General features: G+C 72.0%; 3 protein-coding genes. All 3 read right to left on the bottom strand.

The features are described from left to right. Window positions 1–5: 5 nt before the first annotated feature. From ACLF3G_RS23460 to ACLF3G_RS23450, 3 genes are read right to left on the bottom strand one after another with little or no spacing between them, the layout of a single operon-like run. Window positions 6–7,622: a neuraminidase-like domain-containing protein gene (locus ACLF3G_RS23460; protein ID WP_430671832.1), complete on the bottom strand. Its 7,617-nt coding sequence runs from the start codon at window positions 7,620–7,622 to the stop codon at window positions 6–8. A gap of 3 nt (window positions 7,623–7,625) precedes the next feature. After that, a complete protein-coding gene (locus ACLF3G_RS23455; protein WP_430671831.1) occupies window positions 7,626–7,997 on the bottom strand; it encodes a hypothetical protein in 372 nt (123 codons plus the stop codon). 50 nt (window positions 7,998–8,047) lie between these two features. Continuing rightward, complete coding sequence (locus tag ACLF3G_RS23450) at window positions 8,048–15,763, bottom strand: SpvB/TcaC N-terminal domain-containing protein (protein ID WP_430671830.1); 7,716 nt, start codon at window positions 15,761–15,763, stop codon at window positions 8,048–8,050. Between the last annotated feature and the right edge of the window lie 290 nt (window positions 15,764–16,053).

Below are 16,053 nucleotides of genomic sequence, written 5' to 3'. Positions count from 1 at the left end.
TCCTCTCAGCCGCCGCCGCCGAGGCGCACGCCCGCGCCGCGCCGGAAATCGGTGAACCCACCCCCGCCGAGGAGGTCTCCGCGGTTGATTCGCCGGATGTCCGTGACGTCAAGGCCGCCATGCCCGACGACGCGGCCGGGGCGCGAGAACCCGCCCTCCTCGCGGATCGGACCGAAAGCATCGCCGAATGCATCGGGCTGGAGGACGGCAGCGCCGTCCGAGGGCGTGGCTGCCTGCCCGAACACGGCTCCGGCGTTGATCCGGCCGGGGTCGCGCACAAGCTCGTTCGCGCCGACGGCGTCGAGCACTGCGCCGACCGACGGCTTCACGGCCACGAGCTGCTCGTCGCTCCCGCCGAGCCCGACGCGGACGAGATCGAGAGCGCCGCCGCGGCCGACCACGCGGTCGCCGAAGGCGACGACGGTGCCCGGCGTCGTTAGCCAGTCCCGGGGGATGTCCGGCCCGGCCAATCGCGGTCCGCCGAGCGGTCCGAGCGGGTCGAGGAGCGGTCCGATGCCACCCATGGGGAACGGGATGCCGGGGCCCGTCTTCGGGATGATCCAGGGCTTGCCGCCCTCGCCCATCCAGGGCGCCGGGTCTCCGGCGTCGAGCGGAACCCTCGGCCTCGGCAGCGGGATCTGGGGCAGCACCGGTACGCCGTCCCAGAACTTTGGCACCTTCCACATGTCGTTCCACTTGATCGGCGGCGGCACCCACTCCGCGTACGTCTCGAGCGTCTCCACGGTGAGGGTCGGGGAGACGAAGAGCAGGTTCTCCACATCCTCGTAGAAAAACGGGGCGGAGAGCCTTGCGAACTCGCTGTTGCCGCCCAGTGACGGATTGCTCACGACGAGCCGGTGGCCGCCTCCCGCGCCGAGGATCGTCTCCGTCGCCTCCTTCGGCTCTCCCTTGCCCAGGGGCAGTTCCGAGATGAACTTGACCGTCAGGTCGCCGGATCCGAACAGCCCGGCGCCCGTCCCCGCTTCCACGTCGTACGGCTGACCGCCGCCGCCCATGCCGCGCACGGTCGTGGGCGGCGCGCTCGTGCTCGTCAGCCTGATCGCCCCCCCGCCGGATAGGCTCAGGATCACCGCGCGATCGCGGCCGGACGAGTCGAACTCCTTCGCGGGCCGGAGCGAGCCGCTCGCCCCGTTGAAGTCGCCGCCTCCGAAGGTGAAACTGCCCGCGTCCGCGCTGAAGGGGCCATTCCAAGCGCCCTCCAGGAACTCGGCCCAGTTCAGCCGGGTCGTGAAGGAGCGCTGAACGAGCTGGCCCGGCGACTTCTTGGCAGCGGACTCGATGGTGCCGCTGTCAGGCCGCGGGGCGCGCTCGATGTAGGTGACCCAGAAGACAAAGGTCCGGCCGCGCCACGGCAGCACGCAGGCGAGGTCGCCTTCGATTTCGACATCGACCGGGACCCAGGGGCGCCAGGCGCCGTCCCGCGCGGTCCGGTAGAAATGGCGCCTCGGTGCGCGCATCGTCCTGGCGAGGACGTGCAGCTCCGACCTCGTGGAATCGCGCGGGTCCGTCTCCGTCCAGAGCGACACCACCTGCAGCCGTGCGATCTCCTCGAGGCCGCGGAGATATCCCATGAAGGCGGCCTCGGCGCGGTCCTCCGTGACCTCGCCCTGCAGCAGCGTCTCCTCGAGCTCGCGGAAGAGATGCGTCCTATCGTCGCGGAGCGACGGCTCCAGGAGCTGGGCGGGGTGGAGGAAGATGAGGCGCGAGCCCGCCCAGACGGGGTAGCGCCTGATTTTGTCCCAGCGTTCGGCATCGATGGCCTGGGGCGGCACCTCGCGCTCGAGGTTGAGCAGGCAGCGCTGCACGAAGGTCTGCACCGCGGCCACGGCGAACTGGAGCGGCGAGGTGAGCACGACCGGCTCCATGCCGGGGTCCATGAGATATTCCTCGAAGAGCCGCTCCCGCTGGTCGTATCCGTCGCGCTGCATCAGGTAGGCCACGAGCGCGTCGCGCCGCCGCTGGCGCAGGCCGTCGAAGATCGGCTTGGCGGCGGCCCGCCAGGCGGCCGCGTCGAAGCCCGCGCGCACGGCGTCGCGCAGCCCCGATGCCGCGCGGGCATCCGGGTTCGGCACCGTCCAGGCCGCGAGCTGCGCCACGCGCAGGCGCATCGCCGAGGCGAGCCGGAGCATCTCCCAGAGCCGCCGCAGCCGTGACGGCTCGGCGAAGAGGCCGACGCGGATCTCGAGTCCGGCCGCGCCCGCCGCCGCCGAGGCGCCGCTCCCGAGCAGCTCCGCCGCGGCGGCGACGTCCTCGGGCCTGCGCCTGGCCACCTCGGCGAGCCGCGCGAAGAGGTCGTCCAGGGCCGTGCGAATGGCGTCGGCGTTGGACGTGCCTGCGGGGTATGTCCGACGGGCGAGCGCGAGCAGATCCGCCATCTCCGTCCCGCCCCCCGCCATCTCGGTGCGGAGCCGCCGGAGATCGAGGAGCGCGAGGACGCCGCGGAACAGGGCGGGCGCGTCGCTTGCCTGCCCCTCTGCCTCGTCGAGCGGCAGGGCACCGAGGGCGAAGCCGCCGAAGTCCTCGGGGTGCGCGGCGATCCCGGACAGCTCGTCCTCGGACAGGTCGAAGAGGCGCACGACGGCGAGCGCCTTCGCGAGCCGCTCGGCGGCGCGCGCAACCTGCACCGCGGCGCTCTCCGGGTAGAGCGTCAGGGCGTCCAGCCCGCCCGTCGGCAGCGCGTCCCCGGTGACGGTGACCGACAGGTCGCCGTCGGCGGCGTCGAATGCCTCGAGCATGAAGCGGATGGGCTGGCCCGGCTTCAGGTCGGCGGGAGCGCTCGTGGCCGACCAGGCGTCGCGGTCGGCCGTCGCCTCGAGCGCCGCGTCGCCCCCGTCGCCGAGCTTCAGCCGCACCCGCGTCCCGGCCTTGGAGGCCAGCACGGTGAAACGGTGCGCGCCGCCCGACGCCGCCTCCACCCAACCATCGAGCCGGATGGCATTCGTGCCAGGCGGACGCAGCGGCCCGCCGTCCGCGCCGCGCACGGATGTGTCGCCGGAGGCGATCCGGAGGGGAGCGCCGGGCGCGCTACCGTCGGCGTTGGGCGAGAAGACGGCATCCAGCCCTCGCTCGGCGGCCGCCTCCAGCGCATCCGCAAGGCGGCCGCCGCCGTCTGCGGCGAGCAGGCGGACATCGTTAATGAAGGATTCGACGAGCGCGGGATCGGCGCCCGTCGCCGCCGCCATCGCCTCGGCCGCCTGGACGCGGGAGAGGCGCCGCCGCAGGAATGGCAGGAGGCGGCGGGCGAGCAGCCCGCGCCTGGCCTGCTCATGTGCCTCCTCGTCGCCTCCGGCTGCGAGCGGCGCGAAGAGCGCCTCGGCGTCCGCCGCCTCCAGGAAAGCGCCGAAGGCCGACGCGAACGCCTTCGCCTGCCGCTCGGCGACAGCGTCCAGCGACTTCTCCAGGACCTCGTTCCCTGGCGCGAGCGCCTTCAGGCGCGCGATCCCGGGGGCCGTGGCGAAGCCGCGGTGCACGAGCCGCTGCGTGCCGCTGCCGCCGAGATGAGCCACGGCGGCGATCACCCGCTCGTCCCGGAACAGCGCGGGGACCAGCGCGTCGGCGGCGGCCACTCCTGGGATGTCGACCTGCGTCAGGCCGCCCCCCGTCCAGGACGCCATGAAGGCGTCCGCCGCCGCGGCGGGGACGGCCAACGACAGTTCCGCGGCGATCCGCTCGTCCGTGAAGGCCAGCGGCTCCGCAGGGGCGGCATGGTCGGCCGCAATCCGCGCGATCGAGGCGCCGAGGCTCCGCATGAGGGTCACGCCTGCGCGCGGGTCCGGGCGCCTGGCACCGGCGGGGTCGAAGCGGTGGCGGAGGAGCCAGTCGAGTTCGTCCGCCCTGACCCCAGCCTCGCGGAGCTCCCCCGCGACGCGGATGAACCGCAGCGCCTCGAGCGGCCGATCCGCCGCGGCGGTTGCCGGTTCGTCGTCCGGCAGGGGCGCGAAGGGGTCGACGCCGGTGAGGCGCTTGAGGGCGAGGAGCGACGAGACCGAGATGCGCAGGCTCCGTGCGAGCAGCGCGTGGCGGTGCAGCGCGGAGAGCGTGGCGAGGTTGAGTGCGGCCGAATCCGTCGCGCTGGCTCCGGCCTCCGGCTTCACGCCGACGTCCAGCAGGATGGCTTCCACGCCGGCCGCCGAGAGCCGGAATGCCCCGAGCGCGGCGGCCAGGTGGGTGCGGAGCGGCACGTTGCCGCCCGCGATGTCCTCGGGCTTCGCAGGATCCCACCCGAAAGGCTGCGAGGCCGCGGCACCGGGCGGCGTGAAGGCGAGATGCTCGCCGAGCGGATGGTCGAACGCCGGGTCGGCGCCCTCGTCGCGGGGGCGGAGGAACATGCGGGCGTAGGGCGATGCGGGGCCGCGCGTGTCCATATCCGACCAGAGCGCGAGGAGCGCGCCGTTGCCCTCGCCACGGCCGAGGTTCAGGGAAGCCGCCGCCTCCCGCATGTGCGAGATGTGCAGGATGGCGGCTCGGAGAGCGGCGCCGAGCGTCCCCCTCTCGGCCGCTGGCACGCCGAGGGCGCCCGAGACGGGACGCAGCTTTGCCGGGATGAGGACGCGAAGCGCCCGGTCGGTCTCGTCCACGGTCCATCCGAGGCGCCGCCAGAGCCGCACGAAGACGGAGAGGCGGGCGTAGACGAAGCCGTCCGCCCCCTTCCCGTCGAGGAAGGCGAGGCTCGTCTTCGAGAAGTCGGAGGAGGCCGGGCCGGTGAGGGCGAGCATCCCGGCCAGCTTGCCCCGCGTGGAAGCAGAGCCCGCCCAGGCAACCGCGTCGAAGCCGCGCACCGCCTGCGTTCCCGAGAACGCCTTCAGCCGCCCCTCCACTGCTTCGGTCTGCTCCGCCGAGAGCCCCGGCATCCCGAAGAGGCCGAGATGGGCAGCGAGGGTGGAGGGAGCGACGCCGATGCGGGGCAGCAGGGCGAGCGCCTCGGCGGCGGGGTTGACGAACCAAGTCCGGCAGATCGAGGCCAGCTCCTCGTAGCTCACGGCAAGGCGGCGCGCGAGTTCCTGCGCCGAGGCGAGCGCCTTCAGCGCCTCCGCCTCGGTGCCGAAGCCGTAGAGGCGGAACCAGTCGTCGAGGCCCGCCTGATCAGTCAGGAGCGCCGCCTCGAGCGGCCCGACGCCGAGCCGCTCGGACGCGACGGCCCGCAGCCCATAGGCCGCGGCCGGGTCGTCCAGCTCGTCGCCCGCGCGCATCGTCGATAGCGCGTCCGCCAGCGTCGTGCCTGCCCCGGCGAAGAATGCGCGGGCCGTCTCCAGGGGCAGATCGAAGGGCAGCGGCGCGGGGAACACGGCCGCGGCCAGCTTTGCGTAGGCGTCCGGGTTGGTCCGGTGCGGCTCGGCCACGAGATCCTCGGACCGCGCCTCGCCCACGTCGAAGAACGCCTCCGGCTCCACCCTGCCCTTGGCGACCGACCATTCCAGGACGCCGTTCGCGAGGTCGATGTAGGGGAGCGCCGTCTCGGTGTTCTCGCAGGTCAGCGGCAGGTGGGCGACGTCGGGTCGCCGCCGCATCAGGGCTTCGAAGGGCTGGAGGAAATTGACCCCGTAATCCTCGCCGCGGCGGAGCTTCCAGGCGTCGAGGAAGCGACCCCACTCGGCGTCGCCGGGGTCGAGGAAGCGAAGCAGGTCCACGAGGTGCGCGGCCGGGCTGGTCACGGAGGAGCAGCCTTCGCAGCCCGCGAAGTCCTGCGAGCCGAAGAGCGCCTCGAGCGTCGGGTAGGCGGCAAGCAGCGCCTTCCGGTCCTCCCCGCCCGCCGCGCCCTCGCCGCCATTTCCGTCCTCCCGCGCAGTGGCGTGCAGGGCGGGCTGGGCGGCCGCGGAGCGGACGGCGTTGAAGACGTTGTAGGTGATGAGGCTGACCTGGCGTGCCTTGCGGAAGGCCATCTCCAGCCTCTCCCGCCCGACGGTCTTCTCGTGGCGGACGAGAAGGTCGTCCCAGCGTGCCTGCGCGATCTCCAGGGCCGAGGTGAAGCCGTCCTTCAGGAGGACCGCCGCGGTCTCGTCGTCCGGCGTGACCTGGCGGATGCGCTGGAGGGACTTCAGCGCATCGGTCGCCTTCCTCTTCTCATCCGCGCCCATCCCGCCGAACACCGCTGCCTCGTTCTCCCGGACGAAGCGGGAGACGGATTGCCGGTCGATGTCGAACCCCTTCGCCGCGGCGGCGCGCAGCGCGCTCACGACGGGCGCCTTTGTCCCGGCGTGGCGGGGGCCGAGATCGATCTCTGCGTTTTCGACCATCCGGGCCGCGACGGCGGTCGGGAAGGAGAGCCGAACGCTCCGCGCCATGCGCGCGGAGTAAGCGTCGAGCGCGGCGTCGAGGTCGGCGCCGTCATCCGGCATGGGGACGAGTCCCTTCAGCTTTTGCGCATCGCCGCCCGCGACCGTCTCGAGCCGCTTCTTCCATTCGGCCGGGCGATGCAGGTCACGCTCCGCCAGGGCGGACACGTCGTTCCCCGCCAGATCGGCCTGCAGGGATTTAACAAGTTCGGGGTTGTTCTGGGTGAGCGCCGCGAGCTTGCCCTGGAGCTTGAGGGTTGCAATCGCTACGTCGTCGAAGCCCTCCCGCTCCGCGGCCTTCCAGAGCTCCTCGCCGCGTAGCTGGTCAACATAGGCGAGCCGCTCGAGCTTCGCCCTCTCGGCGGCGCCGAGACCAGCGTCCTCCGCAAACCGGCGGGGCGCCGCGAGCTGGCCTGGTGCGGCGGTGGTGGCGAGCGTTTCGCGGGCGAACTCTGCATAGGCGTTGAGGGCCGCGGACGTCGCGCCCGCGTCCATCTCCGCAACACCCCCTGTCACTGACTTCCCGATCGCGAGCTTCACGCCTTCGGAGCCGACCGACGCCAGCGCGAGCGGATCGGTGGGCAGCCCGACGCGGAGCAGCGCGTAGGCTGCGTCCTCCGGCAGCTTCGCGCCTTCGGAGAGCCGCGCGGCGCTCGCCGCGAGCGCGACGACGCGCGGATCCCAGCCCGTCTTCTCGCTCAGCGCGTCGATGTCCCGGCGGTCGCCCTCCTCGCGAATGTCCGAGAGCTTGGCGCCCACTCCGAGCGCCGCCTTGAGCGCGCCGGAGACGGCCGTGAACTCGGCGCCCACGGCCTTGGGCGCCGGAGCGACGAGGTTGACGTTCGCGAACCCGGCGGGGTTCGGCGAAATTCCCGCGGCCGGGACGGCGACGCCATCCTTCACGAGGCGCAACTCGAACTCCGCCCCGTCCTCGAGGTGCGCGCCGAGGGGCAGCGAGTAGAAGCCGTCCTCGTCGGCCTTCTCGCGCGCCACCTCTGCCAGGGCGCCGCCGACGGACCGGCGGAACAGCGCGACCTCGATGTCGCGCCCGACGGCGCCGTCATCGCGGACGACCCGCCCCTGCGCGCGGCCGACACCCTGCGCGCGGGCCTGGGCCGCGGCCTCGAGCGCGGCCTGCGTCGCCTCGTCCGCGATCCCCGTCGGCGCGACACCGAGCTGGCCCTGGAGGTTCATCAGCGCAGCCTTGGTGCCGGACCCGAAGACGCCGTCCTTGGCCTCGGCGGGAGGCACGGCGACGCCGAGCTGCTTCAGCTTGCCCTGGAGCGCCGATACCTCTCCGCCGAAGGCGTTCAGTGTGAGCTGCGGCATGGTTCAGGCTCCTCCATCCTGCGTGCGTCCGGACTTGCTTCCGAGCTCGTTCCCGTCGTGGCATTCCTCGCAGACCCACAGCTTGCCGTCGGGTGTCTCAGTCCAAGCTGACCCGAAGTTTTCCAGGCAGATGTCGCAGGTGTCGGGCCGCACCTCCGCCACCGACCACAGCCATTCGTCAGTCGGCGCGAGCAGCTTCCGCCACGTGTTGGATCGCCAGCGCTTGTGCCGCTCCGGGTCCGTCCAGCGGAGCCGCATCCCGGCCGCCTCACCCGCCTCTTGCAGGATCGCGAGCTCGTCGAGCCTCCATTTGCCCCTGTCGGAAACCTCCACGGGCTGCCGGTCGGCGACGCGGACGCCGCCGCCGCCCGGCAAGGGGGACCAACCTTCGGGAAGCAGGCCGGGCGCTGCGCTTGGAACGGCCATCAGAAGCTCACACCGATGCCGACGGCGGGCTGAGGCGACGACCGATCCGGGTCTGGCATCACCACCCCGGCCCCGCCGCCTAGACCGCCGCCGAGCTGCAGCGGCGTGCGCGTAATGATGTCGAGGCCGGGCACAGCCGCGCGCGCCGACCAGATGTTGGCTGTGCAACTCGGGCAAATCGGCTTGTCGACGCCGAGGAAGATCTTGCCCGCGAGGTCCGGCCTTAGACTGGTGCCTTCCCCGAACAGGACGTAGTTCAGCAGCTTGAACTCGGCATCCATACCGCGATCGATTGGTGTGCCGTCCGCCTTGGGAACTGGGAACGGCTCCAGCGTCGGGCTTGCGCGCTCCGGGTGCGGCGCAGGCACGGCCTTCTGGGCGCCGTCCGGCACCTCGACGTTGATGGCCTTGTTGCCAGACTGCGATCCCTTGCCGCCGCCCGACAAGGTCGAGGCCCGCACCGGCTCTCCGTTGATCTCGCCGAGGATACTGCCCTGTGCTCCCGTCTTGCCTGTGTGGCGCGCTGCAGCGTCCGCCTTCGCGGCCCCCAGCGTAGCCCGGGCCTCGGCCTGCCGGGTCGCGTTCTCGGCCGCCTTCCCGCCAAGCCGACGGCCCGCCCCCTCGCCCACCTCCTCGAGCTTCGTGATGCCCGCGCGGACGGCGCGTCCTGCGGAGACTGCTGCCTTGGCCACGGGGTTCTTGGACACTCTGACGGAGTAGGTAGCGCCAAGGACAGCCCTTCCTGCCCAAGTGCGCGCCGTCGATGAGGCTATTTTGGCAAAAGTCGAGGATCGGGCCAGCGCCTGGCCCGCCCCGGCGAACGCGGCCCCCGTAACCAAGCCGATGGCCCCGGCTTTCACGACGTTCCCGAGGGTCAGTTCCCTGTTGTCGATTTTTGCCTCGACCACCTCCCCGACCATGCCGCCGACCATGCCGCCGATCGCGCCTGCGACGATTGGCCCTGCCACCCCGCCCGTCAGCGCGGTGACCGCGACGCCGACGACGATGGCCGCCCCGATCCCGACGACCTGTCCCCAGCTGAGCATCCCGTCTGGATCGCGAAGTGCGATGGGGTTGCCTCGGCAATAGGCGTAAGGACTTGGGCCGTCGGCGTGGCCCGCCGGGTCTGGGACGGTCCAGCGGCCGAGCCACGGCGCGTAGTGTCGGCGTCCCGAGTAATAGAACCCGGTCTCATCGTCGCGCTCATTGCCCGCGTGCTTGCGCCGTCGGCGCCCCGCCAATCCCGGGGCTGCCGAACCTTCGAAAGACGTCCCGCCGAACGGGTAGAACTCCTCGTGCGAAACCACCTCACCCGTCGCGTCGAGTTCCAGCCCGACCGAGCCGAGGTGGTCGGCGAGGGAAAAGCGGACATCCAACGCCGGTCCGGCATCGGCGCCGACCGTCCGCAGTTCGACCGACGCGGGAACTCCGGCCTCTTCCCCCGTCGTCACGGTGACGCGCTCGAGGACGACCGTCAGACCATCTGCCGCGTAGCTCCGATATATCTCGAGCTGCCCGAGGTAGAGCCGCTCCTCCCTGAGCGTGCCGCCCGCCGGGCCTGCGCCGCTGCGAAACGTCGCTTTCCGGAAGCGGCGTCCCTCGGCATCGCTCTCGTAATAGGTGGTCTCTGGTACCAGCCCCTGGCCGACCATCTGCCGCGCCGACGCATGCAGGTGCTCGTCCTCGTTCCAGGAGAGGCGCGAGAGGTGCGGCATGCCGAGCATCCGCCCATGGACGTCGTGCTCGAATTCCTCGGCGACATCTGGGCCGCCGCCGCCGGAGAGCCTGCACCCGGTGAGCCAGTTCCGCACCGCGCCCCGCGCCGCCTCCGCCACGAATGGGCTCGTGGCCTCCATTTGGAAGCGGCGGTTCCAATTGGCGGCTGGCGCGGACGGGACGGCGTGCTCAATCTCCGCGAGGTTCCCGGCGGCGTCGAAGCGGTAGCGCTCGACGTAGCGCCTCATTGCGCCGCCGTCCGACGGGCTGGCGAGACCTGCACGTCCAGGCGTGTCCCATCCATCCCAAGGCGCGCCCGCCAGCCCGGCGTGTTCCCGGCCCTCCGCGCGGACGAGACGCCCGATCGCGTCGTAGGCGTGCCGCCTCTCCGGCTCCGCGACCGCGTTGGCAAAGAAAATCGCGTCCTGCGCATCGTCGCGGATGAGCACCACGTTCCCGACCGCGTCGTAGTGGTACCGCAAATTTCGCACGCCGCACGGGGTGGCACCGGGGACGGGGCAATCCGCAGGGAAGGCGGGCCCGCGATCCGTCATGACCCCGCGCAGGCGCCACGTGTCCGGCTCGTAAGCCCATTTCGTCACGGCCCCGTTGCCGAGGGCCGCCATGGTTTTGTGGCCCTTCGCGTCGTGTTCCTGGGAGCGCAGGAGGACGTGCGTCGCAGTCGCCGGATCGAGGGCGGCCGGAGGCGCGGCGCCGAGGCCGACCCAGACGCGGATAGAGAGGAGCAGTCCTCCCGGCCCGTTCTCCTCACGGATCACGTGGAACCCGCCGGGGTCGCCCGGTCGGTGGGGAAGCGTCCGCTGGAACGGCGCGCCGCCCGCATCGAAGATGGCCGACGCCTCGTATCCGACCGGCTCGAGCAGCGCCTCGCTCCCGGCGCCCGCATCGGGCCAGTGACTCTCCGCGCGGGGGTCGAGGCGCGCGCGTCGGCGCGTGCGGACGACATTGCCGCGGAAGTCGCAGGCGAGGATTCGCTGTTCGCCCGTCTCGTCGAGGAGGCGGATCGCCCTGCCGCGGAGGTTGGCGTCCTCAGGGCTCGCCTCGGCCTCGCCGTAGATCGTGCGCCGGGTCGTGCGCTGGTGGGCGCCCGCGAGCTCAAGCGTCTCGCTGACCTCCCGGCGAAGGGGATCCCTGTCGATGCTGACACGCCTACCGTCTTCCCACAGGGCGAGGAACGGCTTGCCGTCGGCGTCGGCGAGGCTCCAGCGCCTGCCGTCGTCGAGCCCCTCGTGCGCCGCCCAGCGCCCAAGCATGTCGTGCTCGCGCCGGACCGCGGTGCGGCCGAGCGGATCAACCAGCTTCAGGAGGTTCCCTTCGATGTCGCGGAAGATGCGCGAAAGGTGCGGATCGTCGTGCGCCGCTCCGGGCGGGGCGCCCTGGGGATGGAGCCGGAGCACCTCGACGATGTCCCGACCGAGAGCGTCGAGGCAGGAGCTGCTTGGCGTGCGAGCGTGCGCGGCGGAGGCATCGGCTGCGGCCCTCTCCTCGGCCCGGACGGAAGCGTTCCCGGGCAAGGCGCCGCCTGTGTCGTCGAAGGCTGGCCACCGCGCCAGGAGGAGACCGGCATCGGTCCGCACCCCGTGCCAGGTCGGCAGGATGGCATCACGGGACAGGCGTGACACAGCATCGCGCAGGTCCGGGTCGGCCGTCGGATCGTCGAGCACGGTGTCGTCCCGCCCCCAGGCGTCCGTGCGCCAGGGCGAGAAGACCACCTTCTCCCATGTGCGGTCGGGATGCAGCGTGGCGATGACTCGACCGAGCGCGTCGCGCACGATCGTGGAGGCGATGCCTTCTTTCCGATCACGCTCGTAATCCGCCGTGCCGGAAAAGAAGGGCTCGTATTCCCGGACGATGTTGCCCTTGTTGTCCGGCACGATCCAGCCGGAGCCGATCCAGCGCGGCGTGGCTACCGGGCCGCCGTCCTCCAGCGCCCCGGGTTCCGTCAGCGACTTCCGCTGGATCTCCCGGCCAGCGCCGTCCGCATGGCTCACGATCTGGTCGATTTCCGGCCGCTCGCCCGGACCCAGCTCCGCGTCGTGCCGATCGCGCCTGCTCAGCGTCCAAGTGAAGGCGGGCGTGGAGCCGCCGCTGCGGAGGAAAGCGAGCGGATCGCGGAGCGTGCGGGCGGTGGCCCGGCCGAGCAGGTCCGCGCCCCGCCCGACCGGGTCCGCGATGGCCGCCGCCAGCGTCGCCTCGGCGACATCTGCCTCGATGCCGTCCAGGCGATCGCCGAGCGCCTGGCCGACCTTGCCTATGACCGCGACGGCTGTGACCTCGCCATGCGCGTCATAAAGCGCCTCCTCGCGGTTCCCATTGATGTCCGTGACCATGCGAGGCCGGAGCACCCTGTAGTCATTCCCCTGCTTTGCGAGCGAACCGTCGCCCGCACGCTCGCCGACTGTGACGAGGTTGCCGAGCGCATCTTCGGATTCCTGCGGGAGCAGCGAATAGGCGTCGAGCCGGATCCGCGTCGCGTTGCCGAAGGGATCGAGGAAGCGCTGCGGCTGGAGGAAGGTGCTGGTCGCATACGCAAGCTCGAGCGCCGGGCTGTCCCCTGGATTGGGCGAGAGCAGCGTGCGCCCGGACGGCGCCCACCAGGACCCATCGGGTTCGCTCTCGAACCCCGCTGCGGACAGGTCACCTGGCCCGATCTGCCCCCCATAGGCCCGGGCGAGCATGCCCGGGGTGAACGCTTGGCGCCGCGTGTGGTGGGCCAGGCCGAGCCGACCTTGCTCGCCGAACGGCAGTGGCCCTTGGGCATCGTCGAGGTCGTCGCGGCGGAAGAAAAGACGCACGTGCTCGACCGCGCGCAGCTCGACGGCTCCTGGCGTGGGTGCGGCATCATATTCAATGCGGGCTGCGCTGCGGACGACGGCATCCGCAGCCTCGAAATCCAGCGGCAGAGCTACTCCGGCTGGGACCGCCCCCGTCAGCTCCGACGTGACGGAGCTGCAGGGCAGCGGCGCGCGGAAGTCGTCCTCCAGGTCGATCTCCAACGTGAAGCCGCTCTCGACGGCCGTCGCCAGCGCCTGCGCCTGGCGCGCCTGGTCGTCGGCCGACAACTCGGGATCGGCCCCCGACCTGCCGTAGGCGATGGTGGCCGACCTGAGCACGTTGCCGAAGCCATCCACCTCTAACGTCAGATCGTGGACGACGCGCGGGTCTTGGGCATCGCCCTCGACGTGACGCGTAACGCGTTCCCGCGCCACGGGCAGGAACACGGCGTGCGCGTTCGCCCCCTTCGGCTGGACGGGGCGGACGGCGTGGGCGTGCTCGGCGACGAGCAGGGGATGCCCGAGCGCGCCTGACCTGTCCGGTGAGAACACCTCCTCGCGGATCGAGGTGCCTTTCAGGGCGCGGCACGCCTCGAACTCCTCCTCCGCCGTGAGGCCGGGCGGCAGGGGCGCGTCGGCGAGCAGCCCCTCGATGAAGGGCGCGTGCGCGGGGTTGCCCGGCGGCGGCGCGCCGTGGAAGTCGCGCGCGAGGTGCGCGGCGAGCGGTCCGCCGGGCAGGAAGGACCCCGTGTGCGTCCATATGCGCGTCAGCACGGGCGGAAGGCGGGATCCGGCAACGAGGTCAGCGTCGAGGCCCGGCCCGCCCCCGTCCTCCAACGCGCCGATCTCGTCGCCGTCCCAGCGCTCGATGAACGCGAAGCCGCGGAACTCGCGCTCGCGCCCGTCGAAGTGGCCGTGGTGGTAGGCGGTCCTCGTGACGAAGCGGTTCCGGGAGACGAGGTCGGCCGTCTCCACCCGCTCCACGACGTGGACGGGGAACGGCAGCCGCGTCACCCAGGGGCGGCCCGCCGCGCGGTCATCGAGGAAGAAGCGGGTGGAGGCCGCGTAGGAGACGCGCGTCTCGGCACCGAGGTTGTTGCGGACGAGCTTGAGGAGGTGCGGCTTGCCGTGCCGCATGAGGTCCACGAAGCGGAGCGGGCGCCCCCCGTCGGCGGGCAGCGGCGAAGACCAGACAAGGCACGACGTGCCCTTCCCCAGGAGGTCCACGAGGTCCACGGCCGAGACCGAGTCCACGCCGGGGAAGGCGGGGAGGCGGATCGGCGGCGCCCAGGAGTTGCCCATGCGGTTCAGGTGGACGTCCACGCCGTCCGGGCCGAGATAGACGATGTCTGTGGTGCCGGAGCCGTCCGTATCGGCGAGGCGGACGAGGTCGGGACGGAAGCGCCCCTCGAGGTCCAGGCGCGGCGCGCCGTCCATCGTCACCTTGGCGCCGAAGCGGCCGTGGCCGCGGCTCGGCCAGTAGGCGACTTCGCCGTTCCTGATGCGGACGATGTCCACGAGGCCGTCGCCGTCCATGTCGGCGAGGTGGACGGCCTGGTGCGCGTCCGAGGAGACGAGGCGGGGGCCGCGCTCCTCGTCTGATGGTGCGGGGATGCGGCGCGCGCCGTCGAACCCCGCTTCGCCGAGAGATCGGTGCCAGACGATCTCGTCGCCTTCAGTGATCAGGAGGTCCGCGAGCCCGTCGCCGGAGAGGTCGGCCATGCGCAGGGCCGGGTCGTTCCAGTCAAGGACGGGAAGAGACGCGAAGGCGCGGTGGTCCGTCCAGCTGCCGTCCCGCGTCCTATCGTGGAAGCCGGGCGCCGGACCCGCGAACTCGACGAAGTCGACAGTTCCGTCACCGGCGAGGTCCGTGAACTGCTGCGCCGCGCCCGCGGGGAAGCCTGCGGAGGGACGGGAGGGGAGCGCCTCGGCGCGGCCGAAGCGACCCTCGCCGAGGTTGCGCTTGAACCACCACGAGCCGCCATGCTCTGCAAGGATGCCGGGCAGCCCCTCGCCGTCCAGATCGACCCAGCGGAGCGCCTTCCCGTCAACGCCGCCCGGCATGTCCGCAAGCGCGTCCGGATCGGCCTCACGCACCTCGTCGGAGAGAGCCAGTTCCGAGTACGCAAGATCGAGCGGCGGCATCGCGCGGCGCAGGTAGCCGCCGTCCTTCCGCCGGAAGCCCGCGAGGGTGGCGGAGGCGAGGAACGAGCCGAGCGGGTGGCCGCGGGCGGGATCGCCCTCGCCGCCCGGCGCGTCGGCGCGGTAGGCCAGTTCGAGCGCGCGGACGAGGCAATCCCTGCCGACCTCCGCCTCGGCGGGGAAATGATGGAACATCAGGACGCGCTGGCAAAGCCGCTGCGTCCGCAGCTCGAAGCCCGGCCGACGGTTGGAGAAGGGGTCCCTGCGGAACGCGGGGGCGCGATCCGCTGCCGGTGTCGGGACATCCCGGTCGTGGTCGCCGTAGTCGAGGACGAGCTCGAAGTGGAATGCGGCCGCCTCGTGGTCGGGCTCGACGGCGGTCGGCTTGCGTCGTCCGTAGCGGACCCGCTTGAGCAGGCGGTTGGCGGCGACGTCGGCGCTGGTGCGGTTCGCCTCGTTCGTGGCGCCGATATCCGCGCCGCCGCGGTCGTCGACGAGGTATCCGAAAAGCATTGCGTCGCCGCGGACGTCGGTAACTTCCTCGGCGAGCCAGGAGAAGACGCGCGCTGGATCGGCCGGGTCGGAGATGCGCGAGGCGGCGCTTCGCCCGAGCAGCGCGGTGACGTTGTCGCGGCTGATCGTGCGCCAGAAGGTCTCGCCGCCGTCGTGCCGCGTCCAGCGCTCGATCCGCGAGAACAGCCCCTCGATGCGTGGCCTGTAGCGCTCAACGGACCAGCCCTGCCCGTCGCGGTCGCGCCTGTCCTTATGGCGGCTGCCGTTCGGCATCAGGACCGGCACGAGGTCCTCGGCGCCGGAGAGGATGAAGGTGTCGGACCCCGACGCGTCGTCGTAGCGCGGGATGCCGCGGTCGGTCTTTCGCGTGATCGACGGCACGTCCAGGCGTAAGCCTATGCCGAACGGGCCGTTGCCTGCGGCGCTGTCGTAGGTGAGCGCGAGGGAGGGGCCGAAGCCGTTGCGGCCCGGGCTGAGCGGGAGAGGGAGCGACAGCGACGCGCTGCCCGTCAGGGGATTGGCCGCGAACTTCTCGCCGAGGCCGCGCACGGCGCCGCCGCCTTTGGGCAAGCTGAGCGAAGGCGCAGCGAGGACGGACGGAGCTGCCTCGGGCGCCTTGGACGCATCCTGGTCGGCGCCGCGAGGAGGCATCCTGCGCTCCCTGCGAGGGGTCGCCCTCGCCGTCGCCCCGTGCCTGGAGCGGAGGCGAGCCTGCCATCGCGGGAGAGCGTGCTGCAACAACAATCAGGCGCCACACCAAACGCACTCGTGTGCGGATTGCGACCGACCCGCTGCTTGTCGAGAAGGTGCGCGAGTGCATAGGCCTCTTCCTGAGACCG

The sequence above is a fragment of the Falsiroseomonas sp. HC035 genome, from assembly GCF_050563525.1.
In the GTDB taxonomy this organism is placed as follows: domain Bacteria; phylum Pseudomonadota; class Alphaproteobacteria; order Acetobacterales; family Acetobacteraceae; genus Falsiroseomonas.
Note: the sequence above shows the minus strand (reverse complement) of the source record. Positions and strands in the feature narration are given on the sequence as shown.